This window comes from Brevundimonas sp. VNH65 (genome assembly GCF_049445955.1).
Taxonomy (GTDB): Bacteria; Pseudomonadota; Alphaproteobacteria; order Caulobacterales; family Caulobacteraceae; genus Brevundimonas.
This window is the reverse complement of record NZ_JBMSDX010000001.1, coordinates 133,614-153,725: the sequence shown is the minus strand read 5'-3', so window position 1 is coordinate 153,725 and position 20,112 is coordinate 133,614. Positions and strand designations below refer to the sequence as shown.

General features: G+C 68.3%; 19 protein-coding genes. 9 read left to right on the top strand and 10 right to left on the bottom strand.

The features are described from left to right. Positions 1-57 precede the first annotated feature (57 nt). Both ACO2Q1_RS00750 and ctrA read right to left on the bottom strand, forming a co-directional pair. Positions 58-408 carry a DUF2200 domain-containing protein gene (locus tag ACO2Q1_RS00750; RefSeq protein ID WP_423327630.1) on the bottom strand — a complete coding sequence of 117 codons (351 nt, stop codon included), beginning with the start codon at positions 406-408 and terminating at the stop codon, positions 58-60. 106 nt (positions 409-514) lie between these two features. Continuing rightward, a complete protein-coding gene (gene ctrA / locus ACO2Q1_RS00745; protein WP_423327629.1) occupies positions 515-1,216 on the bottom strand; it encodes a response regulator transcription factor CtrA in 702 nt (233 codons plus the stop codon). 266 nt (positions 1,217-1,482) lie between these two features. Between ctrA and ACO2Q1_RS00740 the strand changes: the two genes are divergently transcribed. Together ACO2Q1_RS00740 and ACO2Q1_RS00735 are read left to right on the top strand one after the other, a co-directional pair. Continuing rightward, on the top strand, positions 1,483-1,872 hold the full coding sequence (locus tag ACO2Q1_RS00740; protein ID WP_423327628.1) for a chromosomal replication initiator DnaA: 390 nt from the start codon (positions 1,483-1,485) through the stop codon (positions 1,870-1,872). Continuing rightward, positions 1,869-2,600, top strand: a complete 732-nt coding sequence (locus ACO2Q1_RS00735) for a DUF6456 domain-containing protein (RefSeq protein WP_423327627.1) — start codon at positions 1,869-1,871, stop codon at positions 2,598-2,600. The genes ACO2Q1_RS00740 and ACO2Q1_RS00735 overlap by 4 nt, the downstream gene beginning before the upstream one ends. Before the next feature lie 30 nt (positions 2,601-2,630). On the opposite strand, the gene ACO2Q1_RS00730 is transcribed toward ACO2Q1_RS00735, so the two are convergent. Beyond that, entirely contained in the window at positions 2,631-3,050 is a 420-nt protein-coding gene (locus ACO2Q1_RS00730; protein ID WP_423327626.1) for a hypothetical protein, read from the bottom strand. 101 nt (positions 3,051-3,151) lie between these two features. Then, positions 3,152-3,592 carry a SufE family protein gene (locus tag ACO2Q1_RS00725; protein ID WP_423327625.1) on the bottom strand — a complete coding sequence of 147 codons (441 nt, stop codon included), beginning with the start codon at positions 3,590-3,592 and terminating at the stop codon, positions 3,152-3,154. 180 nt (positions 3,593-3,772) lie between these two features. On the opposite strand from ACO2Q1_RS00725, the gene ACO2Q1_RS00720 reads away from it, so the two are divergent. Further along, entirely contained in the window at positions 3,773-5,503 is a 1,731-nt protein-coding gene (locus ACO2Q1_RS00720; protein WP_423327624.1) for a sensor histidine kinase, read from the top strand. A 10-nt stretch (positions 5,504-5,513) separates the two neighbouring features. Here the strand turns inward: ACO2Q1_RS00720 and ACO2Q1_RS00715 are convergent, their stop codons facing one another. Continuing rightward, positions 5,514-6,425: a hypothetical protein gene (locus tag ACO2Q1_RS00715; protein WP_423327623.1), complete on the bottom strand. Its 912-nt coding sequence runs from the start codon at positions 6,423-6,425 to the stop codon at positions 5,514-5,516. Positions 6,426-6,483: 58 nt separating this feature from the next. Here ACO2Q1_RS00715 and ACO2Q1_RS00710 point away from each other — a divergent pair, with 58 nt between their 5' ends. The 4 genes from ACO2Q1_RS00710 (at position 6,484) to ACO2Q1_RS00695 (ending at position 10,755) form a co-directional block, all read left to right on the top strand. After that, a complete protein-coding gene (locus tag ACO2Q1_RS00710; RefSeq protein ID WP_423327622.1) occupies positions 6,484-6,819 on the top strand; it encodes a DUF1491 family protein in 336 nt (111 codons plus the stop codon). A gap of 115 nt (positions 6,820-6,934) precedes the next feature. After that, a complete protein-coding gene (locus ACO2Q1_RS00705) occupies positions 6,935-7,315 on the top strand; it encodes a hypothetical protein (RefSeq protein WP_423328230.1) in 381 nt (126 codons plus the stop codon). Between the two features lie 87 nt (positions 7,316-7,402). Continuing rightward, complete coding sequence (locus ACO2Q1_RS00700; protein ID WP_423327621.1) at positions 7,403-8,971, top strand: hypothetical protein; 1,569 nt, start codon at positions 7,403-7,405, stop codon at positions 8,969-8,971. 143 nt (positions 8,972-9,114) lie between these two features. Beyond that, a complete protein-coding gene (locus ACO2Q1_RS00695) occupies positions 9,115-10,755 on the top strand; it encodes a DUF1570 domain-containing protein (protein ID WP_423327620.1) in 1,641 nt (546 codons plus the stop codon). A gap of 50 nt (positions 10,756-10,805) precedes the next feature. On the opposite strand, the gene ACO2Q1_RS00690 is transcribed toward ACO2Q1_RS00695, so the two are convergent. Next, on the bottom strand, positions 10,806-10,964 hold the full coding sequence (locus ACO2Q1_RS00690; protein WP_423327619.1) for a hypothetical protein: 159 nt from the start codon (positions 10,962-10,964) through the stop codon (positions 10,806-10,808). A gap of 166 nt (positions 10,965-11,130) precedes the next feature. Here ACO2Q1_RS00690 and ACO2Q1_RS00685 point away from each other — a divergent pair, with 166 nt between their 5' ends. Further along, positions 11,131-12,666: a DUF1570 domain-containing protein gene (locus ACO2Q1_RS00685; RefSeq protein WP_423327618.1), complete on the top strand. Its 1,536-nt coding sequence runs from the start codon at positions 11,131-11,133 to the stop codon at positions 12,664-12,666. Between the two features lie 10 nt (positions 12,667-12,676). Next, entirely contained in the window at positions 12,677-14,308 is a 1,632-nt protein-coding gene (locus ACO2Q1_RS00680; protein ID WP_423327617.1) for a peptide chain release factor 3, read from the top strand. Here ACO2Q1_RS00680 and ACO2Q1_RS00675 read toward each other — a convergent pair. The 4 genes from ACO2Q1_RS00675 to ACO2Q1_RS00660 form a co-directional block, all read right to left on the bottom strand. Next, the gene (locus ACO2Q1_RS00675; RefSeq protein ID WP_423327616.1) at positions 14,283-15,593 is read right to left on the bottom strand and encodes a hypothetical protein; all 1,311 of its coding nucleotides are present in this window, start codon (positions 15,591-15,593) and stop codon (positions 14,283-14,285) included. The two genes, ACO2Q1_RS00680 and ACO2Q1_RS00675, sit on opposite strands and share 26 nt — an antisense overlap. Positions 15,594-15,724: 131 nt before the next feature. Beyond that, a complete protein-coding gene (locus tag ACO2Q1_RS00670) occupies positions 15,725-16,468 on the bottom strand; it encodes a DUF481 domain-containing protein (protein WP_423327615.1) in 744 nt (247 codons plus the stop codon). A gap of 119 nt (positions 16,469-16,587) precedes the next feature. After that, a complete protein-coding gene (locus tag ACO2Q1_RS00665; protein WP_423327614.1) occupies positions 16,588-17,427 on the bottom strand; it encodes a hypothetical protein in 840 nt (279 codons plus the stop codon). Between the two features lie 61 nt (positions 17,428-17,488). Further along, entirely contained in the window at positions 17,489-20,083 is a 2,595-nt protein-coding gene (locus ACO2Q1_RS00660) for a TonB-dependent receptor (RefSeq protein ID WP_423327613.1), read from the bottom strand. Between the last annotated feature and the right edge of the window lie 29 nt (positions 20,084-20,112).

Here is a 20,112-nt window from a genome sequence, read left to right as displayed (position 1 = left end):
TCCCAACCGGGAGAAGGGAGGGCGTTCAGGCGCGCGGCGCGGGGAGGAGACGGGGCGTCACCCCCTCAAGATCGTCTCCATCGGCCGGCCCCTGGCCAGTTCGTCGATCAGTTTGTCGAGGTAGCGGATCTCGCGCATCAAAGGGTCCTCGATGTTTTCGATCCGCACGCCGCAGATAACGCCGGTGATCGTCTCCCGCGCCGGGTTCAGCGCCGGGGCCTGGGCGAAGAAGGTTTCGAAGTCGGTCTTGTCGGCCAGCAGGGCCTCGAACGCCTCGGGCGAATAGTCGGTCAGCCAGAGGATGATCTGGTCCACCTCGGCCTTCGTCCGCCCCTTCTTCTCGGCCTTGGCGACATAGTGGACGTAAACGCTGGCGACGCTGGTCGTATAGATGCGGTGCTTGGTCATGGCGGGCTCCCGGCGTCCAGCATGCCCCGAACGGCGCCCGACATGCAAAACGCCCGCCGGTCTCCCGGCGGGCGTCTGATGTTCTGGTCGTTTCTTCCCGAAAGGATCAGGCGGCGACGCTGTTCGAACCCTCGGCCGGATCGCGCAGGACGTAGCCGCGGCCCCAGACGGTTTCGATGTAGTGTTTGCCGCCGGCGGCCGTGGCCAGCTTCTTGCGCAGCTTACAGATGAAGACGTCGATGATCTTCAACTCCGGCTCGTCCATGCCGCCGTACAGGTGGTTCAGGAACATTTCCTTGGTCAGGGTCGTGCCCTTGCGGAGCGAGAGCAGCTCCAGCATCTGATATTCCTTGCCGGTCAGATGCACGCGGTGACCGTCGACCTCGACCGTCTTGGCGTCCAGATTCACGGCGATCTCGCCGGTGTGGATGATGGCCTGGGCGTGGCCCTTGGAGCGACGCACCACGGCGTGGACGCGGGCGATCAACTCATCCTTGTGGAACGGCTTGGTCAGATAATCGTCGGCGCCGCCGCCGAACGTCTTGACCTTGGTTTCGATCTCGTGCGTGCCCGACAGGATCATCACCGGGGTGTTGATCTTGCCGACGCGCAGCTGGCGCAGAACCTCGAGGCCGCTCATGTCGGGCAGGTTCAGATCAAGCAGGATCAGGTCGTAGTCATAGATCTTGCCGAGATCGATGCCTTCCTCGCCGAGATCCGTCGTATAGACGTTGAAGCTCTCGGACTTGAGCATCAGTTCAATGCTCTGGGCCGTCGCGTGATCGTCTTCAATCAGCAGAACGCGCATTCATGCCCCTCCAAGGCAAAGCTTGATCGTCGAACACCCAGGCAAGAGCCGGGTAACCTTGTTCGAGAGTTAACCGGCGAAAACCTTAAGAACGGTTAACGCCACCCCATTAAGGCGAATCGTAGGCTGATTTGCGAATCGACGTCGAGAGTCCCGAGTCAACGATTCGAATTTTTTTAACCCTCCCCGTCCGGCCGACGACGCCGCGACCGAAGCTGACGTAGATCTAGGATAGGCATATTTTCCTATCAATGCGGGAGGATGAGTTGGCGGGACAGTATCGCGTGCCGGTGGGGGAGCGGGATCAGGTGCGGGCCGGCCTGGTGATTCAGATGATCTCCGTCTGTTTCGGCGTGTCTCCGGACGAGCTGAGAACACGGGGCCGGCTGACGCCGAGCGGCGGACGGGCGCGGCGAGTGGCGCTGTACCTGGCCCATGTCGGATATGGCTGGCCGTTGGAAAGGCTCAGCCATGTGTTCGGGGTCAGCCGGGCGACAGCGGGTCAGGGATGTCGCTGGACCGAGGACGCGCGGGACGATCCGGCCCTGGACGGGCTGCTGGACAGGCTGACCGAAGCGGTCCGCGACGTCTGTGACGCGCCGCGACTGGAGCTGTCGGCCGACGCCGACCTGGCCGCCTCGGCGGGCCCGCGATGACGGCGGCGGCGATCGAGCCGGACATTCGCCTGCGCCGGGCGCGCAGCCTGCTTTCGAAGGGCGACGCCTGGATCGACGAAGCTGACGACGGCGCCTATCCGCTGCGGCTGGCGCCGGATCGACGGCGTCGCGCCGCCATGCGGCTGACCGAGGCGGAGCTGGCCGCCCTGATCGAGGCGCCCGGCCTGCGCGCCCGGCCCGCCGGCGGCTGGATCAGTCGTCGCGCGCCGACCGATGGGCCGGATCAGGCGGGTCGGCCCGGCGTCCTGCCGGGCGAACGGACGGTGACCCTGCCCGACGGTCGCACCATGACGGCGCCCGCAAACCTGGGCCAGTGTCCGCTGGATCGGCTGTTCCATCGCCGCGACGCCGACGGTCGGCCCCTGCTGTCGCCCGCCCGGTACGCCGCCGGACAGCGACTGAGGTCGGAAGCCGAGCAGGCGATGCGCGGACCGTCCCTGACCATGCGCTGGGACGCCCTGCCGCGCGCCTCGGCCGGATCGGCCGCGCGGGTCGAGCCGGGGCCATCGGCCCATGCGGCCGCGCGACGCGTCGTCGTCGCCCTGGCCGCCGTTTCGCCCCGCGCCCGGCCCCTGGTCGAACGCGTATGCCTGGCCTGGACCGGGTTGCAGACCGCAGAGGCCGAACTGGGTCTGAGGCGTCGCCAGGGCCGCGGCCTGCTTGAGCAAGGGCTGGACGATCTGGCCCGACACTACGGCCTGGTCTGAGGCCGTGCGGGTCTTCTGGAGGCGCCAGACTCAGGGGCGGTGGCAGCGCAGGAAGTAGTCGGCGCCAGCCTCGTTGGAGAAGTCGATATAGTCGTAGCGCCCGCTGTAGGGCGAACTGGTCTCGCCGAAATAGCCGCTGATGATCCGACCGCGCGTCACCAGAGGGCCGCTGGTCGGCGTCAGGGTGGTTCCCGATCGCCGCAGGGCGCCCGAGCCGTTCAGACCGTCGCCCGGCTTGGGGTCCCAGGCGGTGTTGCGGACGGCCTGAAACCGATAGCCCGCGCCCGAAACGGTCAGGATCCCGATCGGGATGTCGCCCTGGGCCTTGCAGCGCCAGGTTCCGTTCGGCGATCGGGCCGTCTGGGCGGCCTCGGCCGTGGCAGGCGGAAGCGACGACAGCCCCGCCGAGGTCAGGACGGCGGCGGTCAGCAGGGACAGGGCGCGGGTCATGGGCGTGAACCTCCTCATTGCCCGAGCCAGCCTCGCCATCGCGCCATGGCCTTCAATCGACGCGCGACGAACCCGCCGCCCCGCACGCCGAAACTTCGCCTTCAACCGGCGGCGAGGGCTTCCTGACGGATGCGGCCGACCATGCTGTTCAGACCGTTGGCCCGCTGGCGCGTCAGGGCCTGGGGCAGGCCCAGCCGATCCAGGGCGGCGCGGGCGTCAAAGGCGGCGATCTCCTGCGGCGTCCGGCCCGAGTAGAGCCGCAGCAGCAGGGCGACATTGCCCTTGGAGATGGCGCTGTCGGAATCCGCGCGGAAGAACAGGCGTCCGTCGCGCGTCTCCGACGCCAGCCAGACCTGGGCCGCGCACCCCGGCACCTTGTTGGCGTCGATCCGGTCGGCGTCGGGCAGGGGCGCCAGGTCCTTGCCCATGTCGATGACATAGGCGATGCGGTCCTCCCAGTCGTCGAACAGGTCGAAATCCTCGATCAGCACATCAAGCGTCTGGTCGATGCTGTCGGCGGAGATCGGGGCGTCGTTCGGCATGCCGCCGGGCATAGTCCGGCCGGGCCGCAGCCACAACCGTCCCCGGTTTCGGCGGACGCGAGTCGCCTGTGGCGGGAGCCCCGTCGCCGCCCGTCGCCCGCGCCGCTACTGTGCTTGATCCGTGCCCGTAGCAACCACTGCCTGATTCCTCTCTCCCGCTTCCGAACCTCAAAAAGCCGCTTGTCGCCCTCTAACCCGCCCCGTCCCGCATCGACGCCGTCGCCGGAAACGCGCCGCGCCGCCCTGTGGCATGGGGCGACGGCGCTGGGCGTGGCCGCCCTGCTTCTGGGCGCCCTGCTGACGCCCGCCTCGCCGGACGTGGCCGTGCGCGCGGCCCTGGTGCTGATGACGGCGCCCGGGCTGGCGGGCGTGGCCCTGCGTTTCCGCGCGGACGGGCGGCGGGACCGCCTGCTGGTGCTGGGCGTCTGGGGGCTGGCCGCGGTCGCGGCCTCGGCCCTGTCGGGCGGGATGAGCGGGCCGCTGGCCGGACTGCTGGTCCTGCCGGTGGCCGCCGGACTGCTGCTGGGCGGTCGGGGCTGGGGCCTGGCCGGCGCACTGATCGGACTGGGCGCCGCCGCCACGGCCGCCCTGGTCGGATTGTTGTCGCTGTGGGTCGCGGGGGACGCCGTGTCTGCGCCGATCCTGGCGACCGGAGGCGGCCTGCTGGCCATGGCCGCCGCCGCCGCCGCCCTGATCTGGACCTGGGGACCGGTGGAACGGGACGCTGCGGCCGCCGAACAGTCACGGCGCCGCGCCCAGGACCTGCTGGACGCCCAACCGGGGCTCATTCTGGTTCTGACCGCTCAGGGCGGGCTGATCGCCGCTGAAGGCCGGGCGCCCCCCGCCCTGTCCGTCGACGCCCTGGCCGTTCAGGGCCTGACCGCCCTGACCCACGCGCCGGACAGGCCGAAGCTGCTGGACGCCCTGGAGCGGGCCGCTCGCGCGCCGGCCGAGGCCGAGCCGGTTCAGGTGGTCATCGCCCCGCGCGAGGCCCTGGACCGACGCATCGCCCTGCATCTGCGCCGGCTCGACATCGGGCCCGACGGCGCGCCGCGTCTGGTGGTTCTGGCCCTGGACGGCACCGCCCAGTTCGCCCGCGAACACGGACTGGAGACCGCACGCGCTGAGGCGGCGGCCCGCGACGCCGGCAAGAGCCGCTTCCTGGCGAACATGAGCCATGAATTGCGCACGCCGCTGAACGCCGTCCTGGGATTCGCCGACATCATGCGGTCGCGGCTGTTCGGCCCCCTGCCCGACCGGTACGCCGAATACGCCGCCTCGATCCACGAGGCCGGCGGCCACCTGCTGAACCTGATCAACGACGTGCTGGACGTGTCGAAGATCGAGGCCGATCGCTATGAACTGTCGCGCGAGCGGTTCGACGCCCGCGAGGCGGTCTCGGCGGCCGTGGCCCTGGTCCGCGTCGCCGCCGACGACAAGGGACTGGCGCTTCAGTCGGTGCTGCCGGGCGACGCCGTCATGGCCGACGCCGATCGCCGGGCCCTGCAACAGATCGCGCTGAACCTGCTGTCCAACGCCGTGAAGTTCACCCCCGCCGGCGGATCGGTGACGGCCACCCTGACCGCCGTCGGGCCCTATCTGGAGCTTGTCGTCGCCGACACCGGCGTCGGCGTGGCGCCGGAAGACCTGAAACGGCTCGGCCGGCCGTTCGAACAGGCCGGCGCGGCGGACCAGCGCGCCCAGGGCACGGGCCTGGGTCTGTCGCTGGTGCGGTCCCTGGCCGAACTGCACGGCGGCCGGATGAGCTTTGAAAGCACCCTGGGCGAGGGAACCGCCGTCACCGTGCGCCTGCCGGTGATCGATCTGGGCGGACAGGACGACGACGCCGCGGCTCCGGGCGCCGAGATCGTGACGCTAAGGCCCGCCGTCGAGACCTCGGACGGTCTCTAGGAAACCCGCCTCACAGCGGACCGAGGGCGGCGAAGGCGCGGCCGGCGGCGAAATCCCCGACCTCGAACCTGACGCGGGCGACGCTGTCGTCACGGAACAGAAATTCGACCACGAAGGTCTCGCGCGGATCCAGTCGGGCCAGGGCGTCGGCGGCGGACGCCGGAAACACCCACAGACGTCCGTCGCCCTTCAAGGCGCCGGTCAGCGCCGGTTCGGTCGGGGCGTTGGACGCCGCCATGACGCTGGTCGTCGTCCAGTGCGGCGCCAGGGCCGCGCCGCCGTCCTTGAGCCAGGGCAGGTTCACGCGCTCGGCGTCACGCAGGGTGATCCGCGCCGCATAGGGCCGCGCGGCGCCGGGAAAGGCGACAGCGACGGCCACGTCGTCGGACCCGTCGATGCGCGCCAACAGGCCCACCGTGGCGCGGGCGCCGCCGATCCCGCCGGTCTGGGACAGACGCCAGGCGTCGGCGTCCCGTCGGGTGCGATCCGCCTTCCACGCGCTGCGCGCGCCGGGGAAATCCATCCGTCGCAAGCCGGTCCAGGCGCCGTAGGCGCTGACGGCCCGCTCGCGCACGACCGCCAGATCGGGATGGTCGCAGGCGGTCGCGGCGGCGAGCGCCTCGGCCCGCGCCAGCCCCTGGGCCAGCTGTTCCGACGTCTCTCCGGCCCGAGCCGCCGCGCCGCGCGCCTGGAGCGCGGACGCCTCCAGGGCGGCGCCCAGCGCCGGATCGAACAGGCGGCATTTGCGGTCCGCGGCGGCGACGAAGCTGCGTTCGAACCAAGACTGGGCGGCGCCGGACCCGCCTTCCGTCGACCCGGCTGCGCCGGGCAAGCCGATCGCCAGGCAAAGGCCCGCGACGGCGGCCGCGAGGCGTGACCGAGGCGCGGCGAGGCAGACGGACGGCGAGGATCGGTCTATCATGACCCCCGGAACCTAGACCGTCAGGGTTCCGGTCCCGTTTCCGATCAGGGTTACCGTTTTGCTTCTGTCCAGCGACCTGTGGGTCGGCGCCCTGGTCCGCCGCGCCGAGATCGGCGGGGCCTTCGCCACCGTCGTGCGCAAGGGCGACGCCCGCGCCGGCACGGTGATCGTCAAGGCCTATGACACCGCCGAACGCCGCGCCCGCCTCTATACGGAGGCGTTCGGACCGGACGGCGACCGGCTGTGGATCCAGCCCGTCGCCAGCGAGAGCGAGAGCGAGCTCGACGCCTATATCGAGCGCCAGGCCCGCTATGACCCCGATCTGTGGGTGGTCGAGATCGAGGACCGACAGGGGCGGCATTTCATCACCGAAAAGGTCGCCGACCCCGACTGAAGGTCCCGCCCCACATCCGGCCACCAATCCTTAACCGCGTTCGTGAACGGGACCGCAAGCGGCCGGCGCTAGGGTGGCGATGTCGACAACGACGTCGGCGATGTGGGCCTGGTTCATGCTGTTTCTTCTCAATGACGTCGTCTTCGATCTCGACGAGGCCTGCCCGGTCTCGCCCGCCGACGCGCGTCGTTTCGAGAAGCTGGACTTCGACTATGTGCTGGAGCTCGGCTGCGAACTTTTCGCCGAGGATCCCCTCCTGCACCGCACTGATCCCGGTCGCGCCCGCCGCCTGGCCTGGCTGATCGCCGAGCGGAGCCCGGAGGTTAATGCGGCCCTTTTCGCCGCCCCGGCCCGCGACTGCGCCCCGGAACTGGTCGAGCCGCGTTTCTGCGCCCTGCCGGAGGCGGTGATGCTTCAGTTGAACGCTTCCGACCGTCTCGGCGCCCTGGACGCCGTCAGCGCCGACCGCGCCGTCTGGAACCGCCTGGCGGCCTGATACCCGGCGAAGGTCGCGACACCGGCGACGCTTGTCCCCTGCGTTTCAGTGTGGCCTCTGTGTCCCGACACTTCCGGGATCACAGACATGTTCCGACGCCTGAAGGGCTGGACGGCCGCTCTCCTCCTCGCCGTGACCGCTTCGGCGACGCCGGCTCACGCCGACTGGCTCAAGGCCGAGAGCGAGCGGTTCATCGTCTACAGCGATGGACCGGAACGCCCGCTGCGTGAGTTCACCCAGAAGCTCGAGACGTTCGATCGCCTCCTGCGCATGCATATGGGTCTTCCGCTCGAGGAAGCGCCTCACCGGAAGCTTCCCATCTATCTGGTGCGGTCGCCGTCGGGTCTGGCCGCGGTGCGGCCGGGAATCCAGGACGAGGTGGCGGGCTTCTACCACTCGTCGGGCGAGGACATCTTCGCCATCGCCACACAGTCCGGCAGCGGCCTCGGCGCCGACGACGTGCTGCTGCACGAATATGCGCACCACTTCATGATGCAGCATTTCCCCTACCCCTATCCCGCCTGGTTCATCGAGGGGTTTGCGGAATACTATATGACCGCCGAAATCCGGCCGGATCGGGTGCTGGTGGGCAAGTACAACGCCAACCGCGCCTCCTGGATCACCGACGGCTCATGGATGCTGATCAGCGATCTGCTGTCGTCACGACCCTTGCAGCGGCGGGTTCGCAACAGCGAGACCTTCTATCCCCTGTCCTGGCTGTTGACCCACTGGTTCATGGGCGACGAGGATCGGCGTCGGCTTCTTCACGCCTATCTGCTGGACGTCGGCGGAGGCGGCGATTCCATCGAGGCGATGGAGCGGGTCACCGGCATGAACATGACCCAGTTGCGGCGGACGCTGCGCGCCTATCGACGCATTCCGTATCAGGCCATCATCCACCCGTTCCCGACCGTGCCGATCGAGGTGACGTCCCTCCCGTCGTCGGCCAATGATCTGCTGCTGCTGAATCAGCGCCTCAAGGTCGGCGTGCCCGCAGACCGGCGCGCCAACACCGTCCGCGACGTCCGGCGCGTGACCGCCCGTCATCCGAACGATCCGCTGGCCTTGCTGGTCCTGGGACACGGCGAGCTTCACTTCGGCGAGCGGGAGGCCGGGCGAGCGGCGCTGAACCAGCTGCTCGCCGTGGATCCCGATCACGTCGAGGCGATGCAGCTTCTGGTCTCGGACCTGTTTCACCAAATGCGCGAGACCGAGGACCCCGATGCGGTCAACGCGCTGCGAGGCCAGGCGCGCGCCTTGCTGGCCCGCGCCTATCGGGTGGACGAGGCCAACTACACCACCCTTCTGCACATGTCGGAGCTCAGACGGGGGGTGTTGGGCTGGCCGAACGAGAACGACATCGCCACGCTCAGGATCGCCTATACCCTGGCGCCCCAGCTGACCGAGGCCCGGCTGAACCTGGCCACCGCCCTGATCGCCGTGGAAAACAGGGAGGAAGCGATCGCCTTGCTGGCGCCTCTGTCCAACAGTCCGCACGGCGGGGAAGGCGCCGAAGCGGCGCGGCGTCTGATCAATCAGGCGCGCGGCGTCACCGATGAAGAGGCCGAGGCCGAGGAAGAGGCTTCGCGTCGTCGCGCGAACGCCGAAGAGGACGACACCGGGGGATCCGCGGTGCGAAAGAGTTCGACGGACTGAGCACCTTCGACGTCGCCGCAGCCGCCAGGCCCCAGGCCGTCATCGGGAAAGCCGCCCGCGACGCTTGCCCGGGGCGCCGCCGTATGGCCTTATTTGAGCCGCGCCCGTTCACGGGACGACGACGGACGCCGACGGGGATCACAGTGTTCAAGACCATCAAATCCGGCCTCGCGGCCCTGGGACTTTTCGTGGCCGCCCTCGCGACCGCCGCCCCCGCCCATGCGGAATGGCTGCGCGCCGAGACGGATCACTTCATCGTCTACGGCGATTGGTCCGAGGCCAGCATCCGCCGTTACGCCCAGCGCATCGAGCGGTATGACGCCCTGCTGCGGACCTATTATCCGGTCTCCACCGAAAACGAGATTCCCAAGCTGGAGATCTATCTCGCCGACGGCGGGCGGGACATGAATCGCGTGTCTCCGGGCATCAGCGGCAGCGTGGCCGGCTATTACTCGCCGAACAGCGGGCGCATCTACGCCGTGGTCAACCGCGGCGCCATGTCCGGCGACGTGGTGATGTTCCACGAATACGCCCACCATTTCATGTTCCAGATGGGGGCCAACGCCTACCCCTCATGGTTCGTCGAGGGCTTCGCGGAATACTATGCCACCGCAGACGTCCAGGAAGGCGATCTGGAGCTGGGTCGGCATCATCCCGGCCGGATGAATGCGCTGAACATCGGGTTCAACAGCTGGGCCAAGATGGAGGATGTGCTGACCTGGCGCATCTCGCGCACCGGTCGCGCGCCCATCTTCCTGTACTACGCCCAGTCCTGGGCCATGGCGCACTACTTCATGAGCGATCCGGAGCGCACCCGGATGCTGGGGCGCTATCTGAACGCCGTGAAGCAGGGACAGCCTTCGGTCGAGGCCATGCAGGCGGCCACCGGGCGGACCCCGGCGCAACTTCAGGACGACGTCTGGCGCTACATGTCCGGCCGGATCACCCTGCTGACGCCCCAGATCGAACTGCCCGTTCCGGACGTCACGGTGACGCGCCTCAGCCGCGCCGAAGCCGACACGATCTGGCTCGACATCCGCCTGGACACCATGCCGATCACGCAGGAGAAGTTCGACAATGACGGGCAGCGGGAAGTCCGCGCCTCGGAAATCGCCAAATATGAGAGGGAACAGGCGGAAGAGCGGGAAGAGCTGATCCGGTCGTCGATGACCATGGCCGAACGTCTCGGCGACGATCGCATCGGCGCCCTGCTGGCCGCCCGCGCGCACCGCATCAATCACCGGCCGGATCTGGCGCTGGAGGTCCTGTTGCCGAGGCTCGACGACAGCTCGACGGACGGCGACATGCTGCGCGTGGCGGCGAACGCCCTGCTCGACCAGGCCAAGGCGGAGACCGATCCCCAGGCCGCCGCCAACCTGCGTCGGCGGGCCAGCGGCTTCCTGGCCCGTTCCATGGACGCCGACCCGCTGGATTTCCGGGTCTATGTCGGACTGAACGACACCCGTCGCGGCCAGGCCCGCTATCCCACGGACAACGACATTTCGACGCTGGAGGTGGCCAACGCCCTGGCGCCCCAGTCGTTCGAGGTCAGGCTGCGGCTCGGCGAGGCCTATATCGCGCGCAATCTCTACGGCGAGGCCATCCAGACGCTGACCCCCGTGTCGAACAGCCCGCACCGCAGCGCCTACACCCGGCGGGCCCGGGAAATGATCAATCAGGCCCACACGGCTCTCGGCCAGGCGACCGAGGACTTCGGCGAGTCGCCGTCGGATCAGGAGGAAACGCCGACCGAACCCGCGGCGGCGGCGTCCGGCGCCCGGTGAGCCGGGTGACGCTGTGACCCGGCCAGGGGAAGCGCCGGCTGCGGGTATCCCTACAGAAGGGCGTTGAAGATCACATGCACCGCCAGAGCGGCCACGACGATGAAGCCGAAGCCGCCGGCAAGGCAGATCATCGGGTGTTTGGTCGGCTGTTCGGAACGACCCGTTTCAGGGGAGGCGGAGCGGTCGTCCGCGGGATCGAGCAGAGCCATGAGGCGCTTCCTTTCGCACGTTTCCTGTCCCGACGGCGTCCGGCTGCATGGTCGGGCGTCTCGTCACTTTCGACGATGAACCCAATAGCCCTTCCTGACTAGGGTTATTCGGGACGTCACATGGCTTCGTCACAGTGTTCTGATCGCTTCGCGTCGAGTGTTTCCCATGTTCGCCTCCCCGTCCCGCCTGATCCTTGCCCTCTCGGCGGTGCTGGCCGTGTGCCTGGCCGGGGCGCCGGCCCAGGCCGAATGGCGGCGGGCCGTGACCGACCGTTTCATCATCTATTCCGAAGGGGATGAGGCGAGCCTGCGCGAACAGGCGGAGCGCCTTCACCGGTTCGACCGGCTGATCCGCGCCCCGTTCGGCGTGTCGATGGATCCGCCCCGGCGGCCGCTGACCGTGTTCCTGACGTCCGGGCGCCGCGGCATGGAGGCCTTCTGGCCCAATGTGCCGCGCAACGCGGGCGGCTATTACTCGGCGACCGAGCACGATATCTACGCCACCCTTCCGCGACAGGCGGACCAGGGCACCCTGCTGCACGAATACGTGCATCACATGACGCACCAGTACTTCCCCGGCGCGACGCCGGCCTGGTTCACCGAGGGCGTGGCCGACTACTACAAGACCGCCCGGATCGACCCCGACGAGACCCGTGTCGGCTATCGCGACGATGCGCGTATCGCGACGATGAACCGCCTGCCCTGGATGCCGATCGAGGTGTTGCTGACGCGTCGGGCGCTGTCGGCGGACCGACAGTCCATGGCCGCCTTCTACGCCCAGTCCTGGCTGCTGACCCACTATCTGCTCAGCGACCCGACCCGGCTGCGCCAGCTGAACGCCTATCTGGCGGCGGTGCGTGACGGAACCTCGTCCCTGGACGCCGTTCCGCCGGCCTTCGGCATGACGCCGCAGGAGCTGGACGCGGCCATGCGCCGCTATCGCGCCGGGACGATGCCCTACGCCGTCTATCCGACCCCGCCGTCCCCGCCGGTCGCGATGCGGATCGAGACCCTGCCCGCCTCCGCCGACGCCCTGTTCCCGCTCTATATCCGGCTCAACTACGCCCAGCGCGGCCCGGACCGGCCGCAGCTTCTGGCCCAGGTCAGGGAGCTGGCCGCCCGGTGGCCTGACGACCGGCTGGCGCGCATGACCCTGGCCAAGGCCGAATATCAGCTGGGCGAGGCCGCCGCCGCCGAGGCCGTCCTGACCCAGGTCCTGGGCGCCGACGCCGCCGACGAGGAAGCGCTGCGCTGGATGGCGCGCCTGCGGATGGATGCGGCCGGTGCCGCGGCCCAGGCCGGCGACGTCGAGGGCCGGGATCGGCTGCACCGCCAGGCGCGCGCCTTCCTGGGCCGGGCCATGAACGCCGATCCCGACGACTACCGCACCTATCTGGCGCTCGGCCGCAGCCGTCGCACCGCCGCCGGCTATCCCGACCAGAACGATCTGGCGACCTGGGCCCTGGCGGTGCAGTTGGCGCCCCAGGTCGGGACCGTGCGCTGGGAGGCCGCCGAGGCCTTCAGCCGCGCCGGACGCACGGAGGAGGCCGTCGTCCTGCTGCTGCCGCTGGCCAACAGCCCCCACGGCGGCCCCGGCGCGGCGGCGGCGCGCCAGAGGCTCCAGCAGCTCAGGCCGGATTCGGAGGCGGCGAACGAGCCGGAAACGGGCTCCGACGTTGCGGAGGAACCCGATCAGGGCTAACCGCGCGCCCATGTCGAAACTCTCCGTCGCCGAGGAGGCCCTGCGTCGCAGGACCTTCGCCATCATCGCCCACCCGGATGCGGGCAAGACCACCCTGACCGAGCACATCCTGCTGGCGGGCGGGGCCATCCGTGCGGCCGGCGCCGTGCGGGCGCGCGGCGAGAACCGGCGGGCCCGGTCGGACTGGATGAAGATCGAGAAGGAGCGCGGCATCTCGGTCACCGCCTCGGTCATGACGTTCGAGCACGACGGCAAGATGTTCAACCTGCTCGACACGCCGGGCCACGAGGACTTCTCCGAAGACACCTATCGCACCCTGACGGCCGCCGACTGCGCCATCATGGTGCTGGACGCCGCCAAGGGCATCGAGCCCCAGACGCTGAAGCTGTTCGAGGTCTGCCGCCTGCGCGACATTCCGATCATCACCTTCATCAACAAGCTGGACCGCGAGGCCCTGGACCCGATGGAGCTGCTGGACCAGATCGCGTCCCAGCTGCAGCTCGACCCCGCCCCCATCTGGTGGCCGGCCCAGAGCGGCAATCGTCTGCGCGGCATGGTCGAGGTCGGGACCGGGCGGTTCCAGCCCTACGCCCGCAAGGCCCCCGGCGCGGTCGAGGACGCGGGTCATCCCGACGCCCTGCATCTGGACGCCGCCTCGCACTATTTCGAGCCGGGCGAATTGCAGGAACTGCGCGACGGCGCCGAACTGGTCGAGGGCGGCTATCCGGCCTTCGATCGCCAGGCCTTCCTGGAAGGTCACATGACGCCGATCCTTTGGGGTTCGGCCCTGCGTCATTTCGGCATCGAGGAACTGCTCAAGGCCATCGGCGACTGGGCCCCGCCGCCCAAGGTCATGAAGGCGCGCAAGGAAGCCCCGCCCGAGACCCGCAACGCCCCGGAGCCCGTCGACCTGACCGTCGCGCCCGGATCGGACGAGGTCACCGGCTTCGTGTTCAAGGTCCAGGCCAATATGGACCCGAACCACCGCGACCGCATCGCCATGTTCCGCATGGCCTCGGGCAGCTTCAAGCGCGGCATGAAGCTGAAGGTCCAGAACACCGGCAAACAGCTGTCGGTGAACGCCCCCATCATGTTCTTCGCCAGTGACCGCGAACTGGCCGAGGACGCCTTTGCGGGCGATGTGATCGGCATTCCCAACCACGGCGTGCTGCGTGTCGGGGACAGCCTGTCGGAAAGCGGCATGATCCGTTTCGCCGGCCTGCCCAACTTCGCCCCGGAAATCCTGCAGCGCGTCCGTGTGAAGGACCCGCTCAAGGCCAAGCACCTGAAAAAGGCCCTCGAAGGCCTGGCCGAGGAAGGCGTGACCCAGCTGTTCCGCCCGGAACTCGGCAGCGACTTCATCGTCGGCGCCGTCGGCCAGCTGCAATTCGAGGTCATGGCCGACCGCCTGGGCGAGGAATACGGCCTGGACGTCGTCTTCGAACACAGCCCCTACGCCGAGGCCCGCTGGCTGGGCGGCGACAAGGCCGACCTGGACGACTTCGCCTCCAAATACCGCCCCCAGATGGCCGTCGACATCGACCAGGCCCCCGTCTTCCTGGCCAAGTCTTCGTGGGAGACCGGCTACGTCGGCGAGCGATTCCCGAAGGTACGGTTCATGAAGACGAAGGAACGGGGGTAGAGACCACGTCCCTCCCCGCCTGAAACCAACCGAACGCCTCATCGACCGTGATCCATTCAGGACCGGTCAGGGTCAGGCCCGTGGGAATATCCGACAGCCGGATACGCCCGTCGTGAATGCGGACAGGGCGCACGCTTCCCGTTGATGGAGAGGGACCACCGAGGATGAAGTCGAGCGGGGTCATTGTGTCGGCGGCATCCAGCTCCGCGAGCCGCGCCAACGCTGCGCCCGTCCATTCTGGAAAGCGACGATCTATCCAGTCCTGCGCGCCCTCCCACCGCGGCGCGCCATCGAACGACGCAACCAGAAGCAGCAGGTCTTCCCCGACCGGACAAGACTGATTTCGGGTCTGATAGAAGTCCCAGAGATCAGCGAAATCGAACTCGCCGGTTCTGGAATCTCGTTCGAACGGAAACGGTCGATAGGGTGCGCCCACATCGCCTCGCACGACCCTGAGCCTGGCGTGCTCGCTTTCATTGCTTCGCCCCCCGCCTGTGCACGACAGGACCCGGACCTGAACGAGCCCTATGGCCGATCCGAACATCGCCTGAACAGGCAGTCGGGAGGCGGCCAGATCGGTCGCGCCTGCCGTCGCCGCCCGCAGTCGGCCCAGGAACAGGTCGTCTGCATGGAGTACGGGCTCCAAGGCCATCACCCCGCCCAACGTATCCCGAAAGACGACGTAGCTCATCTTCGGATCCAGTGTCGGAACGCCTCCGCAGGAGTTCGACCGATCCATCGAGAATTCCACCCGGCCATCGTCCCAGAATTGAAGATCCCGATGGCGTCCCTCTGCGCGGCTTCGTTCGTCCAACGACACGCTGATCTGGACGGTGGAGGGCAGGATCCGAAGGTCGGAGAAACGTTCCCAGCGCCCCGGAACCCAATCGCTACGGCGGTCTGACGGGTCACGCCAGGGCGGCGTGTAGCGCAGCAGATTGATCCTGTCCGGCGACTGGCCTTTCAGCCGCTCTCTCACCTTGCCGACGAGTTCCACCTTCAAAGCCTCACCGAAAGGGTCCTGACAGAATTCCGGAATACCCGCCCAGGCGGTCTCGTCGTCGTCCACATCCGGCCGGGAGAAGTCGTCCGGAAATTCAGGGCATTTCGGCGGGGCGGGCGGTTCGATGGATATCCAGTCGATGGTCGCGGCCCGGGCCAGAAGATCGCGCCCCGGGGTCCGGGCGAAATCCTCATAGACATTCCAGTTGCTGAGACTACAGGCCCGGGCAGGAACCGGTGTCAGGCAGAGACCGAGAGCGGCGGCAAGCGAGATCAAGCGCATGGAGCTTCCTCCTGATCCCTGACACTCGCCCGGGCAGGACAGTCATGTCCATGTCCATCTGCCCCCCCCCGAAACGACCGCCAAGCCGCTCGGGAGCGTCCGATGTCTCGAACGCTCCCGATAACGCGGTCTTACTTCCCGAACGCATACACCAGCGACACGCGGGTCACGGTGTCGGTCTTTTCGAAGCCGGCCGGGGCGTCGGTGTCGTGGCGCACGTCATAGGAGGCGCGGGCCGACAGGGCGCCGGTCAGGGCGGCGGTGACGGCCAGGGTGTTGACGATCTGGGTCGAGGCATCCGCCCAGGTCACGGTGGTGTCGTTGGTCAGCTTGACGTTGTCGTTGAAGGCATGGGCGAGCTTCGACGCGCCGATGACCGAGAAGCCGGTTTCGGAATCGCCAGGAACCAGCAGGGTGTCGCGGGTCTGTTCATAGCGAACGCCCGGCGCGATCTCGACGGCCCATTGGGTCGGCTCGCTGACGATGACGCGATAGCCGAGACCGACGCCGGCGAAGGCGCGGCTTTCAAAGCCCGAGAACTCGTCGCGCTCATAGGAGACGCGGCCCAGGCCATACAGACGCTCGCTGAAATCACGGTCGGCCTGAACGGCGCCGAACACGCGGTTCTTGGTCTCGACGCCGTCCGTCTTGCCGTAGTCGGCCAGGGCCTGGAGCGACAGCTTCCAGTCGCCCGCCTGACGGCCCAGCTTGAGGCCCAGGCCCAGATCGCTGGTCTCGGTGTTGCCGGTGGTGACGCCGGCGCCGAAGGAGCCTTCGCCGGTCCAGACGGCGTCCTGGGCGAAGGCGGGAGCGGCGACAGCCGAAGCGATGGCGATGGCGGCCAGAAGGCCGGCGGCCTGGATTTGGATTTTCATGGGGGAGGTCCCGTTCTGAGAGAAAGGGCGGCCCCATGTCAGACCGGACGGCGCATCAATATGGCGAAGCTGACGCCAGACTGTGAACGACTGTAACCCGGACGGGCTCGAGTTCGATATCAGCGTCCGGCCATCGGCATCTTCATCGCCAAAATTTCCCGGGTCCGGCGGGTGATGCCGTACAGCATGCCAGGCTCGCTCTCGTCCCAGTCGATCGCCTGCCCCTCGGCCTCGATGCCGTAGGTGGCGACGTGGTCCAGCACCCCGCCGCCCATCGGGATGGCGACGACATAGAGCTCCGGCAGGTCGTGCCCGGTCAGATAGAGCCGCCCGTCCGGCCCCCAACCGCCGCCGGAAATGCTCATCGGCCTGATCCGCTCCAGGATCGACGGCGGCAGGGCCCAGGCCTCAAGCCGGCGCCACTGGTCGTCGAACTTCACCAGGGTGGTGTGGCGGTGGTCGCGGGGCGACTCGCCGCGCGGCCCGTCGTAGTTGGCGAACATGGCCCACCAGAAGCCGTCATGCCGCTCGACCCAGGTGATCGATCCGGTTCCCAGGCCCAGGGCCACGCTGCGCTTGTGGTGGAGATCGACGGGATCGAACACCTCCACCGTCGAGACGTGCGGCACGCCGGGAAAGTTGGAGCTGGCGCACACCAGTTCGCTGGCCAGTTCGCTCGAGATCAGGGTGCAGGAGTTGATGTGCGGAAAACGCGCCCGGTCGCCGGTCCAGCGCGCCTTCTCTTCGCCCGTCCGCTTGTCCAGCCGGGCTATGGTCCAGTTGGAGACCGCATAGACGTCGTTCGGCCCCACGGCCACGCCCTGCCGCGCGTCCGAGGCATAGCGGCGCGTCGTCTCCGCCTGTCCGGCCAGTTCAACCGATGGCGGGGCGGCGTGAATGTCCGCCGGCGTCTGGACCGCCGTCTGAAGCGCCGCGGCGGCGATGAGCGAGACGACCATGATGTATCTCTCGAAAACAAAAGGGGCCGCGCCCGAAAGCGCGGCCCACACGGTGACGTTGTCAGAAGCTGGCGCTGACGCCCAGCCAGAAGGTCCGGCCGTATTCGGCCGACTCCTGCAGATAGGTGCGGCCCGGGCCCGTCACCTCGCGGCGGCCCGCGTCGTTCAGATTCTGGCCTTCGGCGAAGATCGTGACGCCGTTGCCCAGTCGCCAGCTGATCGAGGCGTCGTACAGATGGCGCCCCTTCCAGTACTGGTCGGCGTTGGGGATGGAGTCGTTGATCGTCTCCAGGAAGCCGCCGATGTAGTTGTAGGACACCCGCGCCTCCAGCGGCCCCTTCTGGTACCAGATCGCGGCGTTCAGGGTGTGGTCCGGCTGCTGGAACAGGCTGGCTTCGCGCCGCCCGGCCGCCGTCAGGAAGGTGAACTCCGTCTGCAACAGGGTGGCGTTGGCGCTGACGCCTAGTCCGTCGAACGGCGCCGGCAGGAAGTTCAGCTCCTTCTGGACCGCGACTTCGAGACCGTTGATCGTGGCGGACTCGGCGTTCCGGGGCGTCGAGACCAGCACGTCCTCCACGCCCCGGCCGACATCCAGACGCTGGTTGGAGGTCAGGGTGAAGATCTCGTTCTCGATCGACTTGCGGAACACCGCCACCGAGACCAGACCGCCGTCCGGATAGTATTCGAACGACAGGTCGAAGCCCTCGCTCTCGCGCGGCTTGAGGCCCGGATTGCCCCGCGACACCGTCGGCACGGCGTCGGCGAAGCTGACGCTCTCCGTCGCGGACAGGGAGCCGAAATCGGGGCGGCCGATGGTGTTGCTCCATGCCGCGCGCATCACGATGTCCTCGCGCACATCCCACCGGACGTGGACGCTGGGCATCCAGCTGTCGTAGCCGCCCGAGTTCGACACCGGCGTGGTCCCGTTCCGCAGGGCCGAGGACTCGACGTCGGTGCGTTCGTAGCGAACTCCGGCCAGAAGGGTCCAGTCGCCGAGACGGTAGCTCCCCTGGGCGTAGCCGGCGCCGACGTCCTCGGTCACCTCATAGTCGCCGTTGGTGTTCGAGACGACGGCGTTGAAGTTCGCGCGGTTGGTCTCGAAGAAGTCGGCCGCCTTCTTCACATCGATGCGCGGGCTGAGCAGGTAGCGGCCCTGAATCAGCTCGGTCGGCGCTTCGCCCACGACCGGAGCGAGGGTGTAGATGAAGCCGGATCTGGCCGTGTAGGTGGTGCGGGTGGCGGCGTAGTCGCGCTCGGTCGCGCGATACAGGCCGCCGAACTTGAGCTTGAGGTTCCGTTCGGCGCCGCCGTCGTCGAAGGCGAGGTTCAAGCGGGCCTGGGTTGTCCCTTCTTCCGTGTTCAGCAGATCCTCGCGCTGCTGCACCAGGTTGTAGTTGGCCGGGTCGCGCACGAAGGCCTGGTTGGCCTGGGTGAAGATCGGGAAGAAGTCGGACGTGTCATAGTTGAAGCCGAAGCTGGCTCCCTGCCCCCGGAACTCGATCGAGGTGTTCGGCGTCTCCAGTTCGGCCCGCGAATGGACCAGGTCGCCGTCCAGAGCCCAGCGATCGTTCACGTCCCAGGCGAAACCGGTTCGCGCCATCGCGATCTCGCGCTGGGTGATCGGCTGGTTGACGTGGATGGTGTTGCGACCCTGAGCGAAGGTTCCGGTCGTGGCGGTCTGGTTCGAGACATTGCCGATGGGCTCGATGCGGTATTCGATCCGCTCCTCGTCGTCCTCCATTCGGGCCCAGAGGCCGGTGACCTCCCAGCGGAAGGCGTCGGTGGGTCGCCACTCCAGCTTGCCGTTCACGCCGGAGCGCTGCTTGGTGTTGTTGTACCAGAACAGCCGAACCTGGGTCGGCACCTGGATGTCGTTGCCGGTAGGGGCGCCCGAATTCACCGGCGCACCGGCCGAAGTGTACTCGCGCACCGAGGGAGCGGCCGCCTCGACCTGGGCGATGTCATAGTCGAGCTGTTCGTGCGAGGCGCCGACGACCACGCCCCATTCCTCGTTCGCGCCGAAGCGACGACCGGCGGCGAAGGCGGCGCGATAGGACGGCTCGTCATTACGCACGTCGCCGCTGCGCTCGTACATGCCGTAGGACGCGATAGCGTCCAGGAAGGCGTCGGAGCGATCGAAGGCGCTGCGGGTGGTGACGTTGATGACGCCGCCGATGGCGTTGCCGTCGTTCTCGGGCGTCACCGTCTTGATGACCTCCAGACGGCCGGCCATGACCGAAGGCACGATATCCATGGGCACCGTGCGGGCGCTGTCGTCCACCGAACCGACGATCGCACCGTCGATGGTGGTTCGGTTGTACGTCGAGCCCAGGCCACGCAGGATGGGCCAGCGCGGCTCGCCCTGGTCCTCCATGATCGAGACGCCGGGAATGCGGCGCAGGGCGCCGGCGGTGTTGTGGTCGGGCAGTTTGCCGATATCGTCGGCCGAGACGACGTCCATCACCTCGAACTCGGCGCGCTTGACGGCGATGGCGGCGCGCTGGGCCTCCCGCTGGCCGGTGACGACGATCTCCTCGACCTCGTCGGCCTGTGAAGCGTCCTGGGCCAGGACCAGGGTCGGTACGACCAGTGGAGTCAGGGCCGTGGCGGCGAAGAGCAGGGCGGCGCGCAGGCCGCGCGGATTGCGGTTGGTCATGAGTATCCCCCTCAAGATGACGGGGCGGC